The organism is Paraburkholderia sp. BR14320, assembly GCF_040948665.1.
Classification (GTDB): Bacteria; Pseudomonadota; Gammaproteobacteria; order Burkholderiales; family Burkholderiaceae; genus Paraburkholderia; species Paraburkholderia youngii.
This window is the reverse complement of sequence record NZ_JBFPKG010000201.1, coordinates 1-1,117: the sequence shown is the minus strand read 5'-3', so window position 1 is coordinate 1,117 and position 1,117 is coordinate 1. Positions and strand designations below refer to the sequence as shown.

The window sequence follows — 1,117 nt, the reverse complement described above, 5'->3', positions numbered from 1 at the left end:
CTTGCGCGGCCCACCCGTTTTCAGTCTTGCCTTGTAAGGCATGAAAGCTCGCCTGTCGGATAGATCACTGGGCTCTTTCTACCGGACCCACGGTCGCCGCGCAAGGACCCTGCTGAACAAAGCCACCTGCAGGTCATTTTCAACCCGGGAACGGGGAGCAACTGCGCGATCTATGCGTTGGTGCAACACCTCAGGCCGGATTTGAAGGACAGCAATCTCGACAACGAAGTTAACGAGTTGCGCCGCGAGTACGACGTGAAAAATCCGTCCGACAGCAACGACAGAATGCTGCATCTGGATACCGGCGTTGGTGGAGCGGCGAAGACCCTCACGAGGCTTGTCAATGAGCGCTACAACGTAAACATACAGGTCGGGGTAGTCGAAGCGGGCCTAGACGCGCAATACCCCGTGACGAGCAAGGAAACCATTTCCGCTTCTGGCGCGAGTGCCCCGTTCACGCACCATGTCGTTATTTGGGACCAGCAGGGACACTACGAAGCTGTGATAGCCAGGCGTCCACGCATGGAAGAGACGGCGCAAAGTAATCGAACCGATGTTTGACCCCGACATACCAGCTCCATAGGGCACTGTCACGTTGGCGAGGTAGTCACGTAAGATGTCACGATGAAGAAAAGAAAATCGCTTTATCACGGCCACCGGTTCCCGGCGGCAATCGTTAGTCTCGCGGTTCGGTGGTATTTCCGGTTCCAGCTTAGCCTGCGTGACATTGAAGACTGCTGTTCGAGCGCGGTGTCATTGTCAGTTACGAGACGATCCGCCGCTGGTGCGACAAATTCGGCGCGGGCTTCGCACATCGCGTCAAAGCTGCTCGCCGCAAGCCTGGGCGCACATGGCATCTGGGACGAAGTCTTCGTTACGTTGCGCGGTGAGCCTTATCTGCTCTGGCGGGCAGTCGACCAGCACGGCGCCGAACTCGACATCCTGCTGCAGAAACATCGCGACAAGGCCGCAGCAAAGCGCTTCTTCAACGGTTCTGTTGCAGTAAGGGTGTCGGGACGAGAAATGTCGATATGATAAGTATTGCTTATGACACAAGGGAGTAAAACTGCTGGGAAGCAGACGACGGGTCTTTGCCCGCACATTTCATCTGTCCTTT

1 protein-coding gene and 1 pseudogene are annotated in these 1,117 nt (G+C 56.3%); both read left to right on the top strand.

Features of this window, described 5'->3' with window-relative positions; translation table 11 throughout:
• The first annotated feature begins 177 nt into the window (after nt 1–177).
• Nucleotides 178–561: a hypothetical protein gene (locus tag AB3X89_RS39865; RefSeq protein WP_368588012.1), complete on the top strand. Its 384-nt coding sequence runs from the start codon at nt 178–180 to the stop codon at nt 559–561.
• Between the two features lie 63 nt (nt 562–624).
• Nucleotides 625–987: pseudogene (locus tag AB3X89_RS39860) on the top strand (IS6 family transposase); the annotation flags it as partial.
• Nucleotides 988–1,117: the final 130 nt, after the last annotated feature.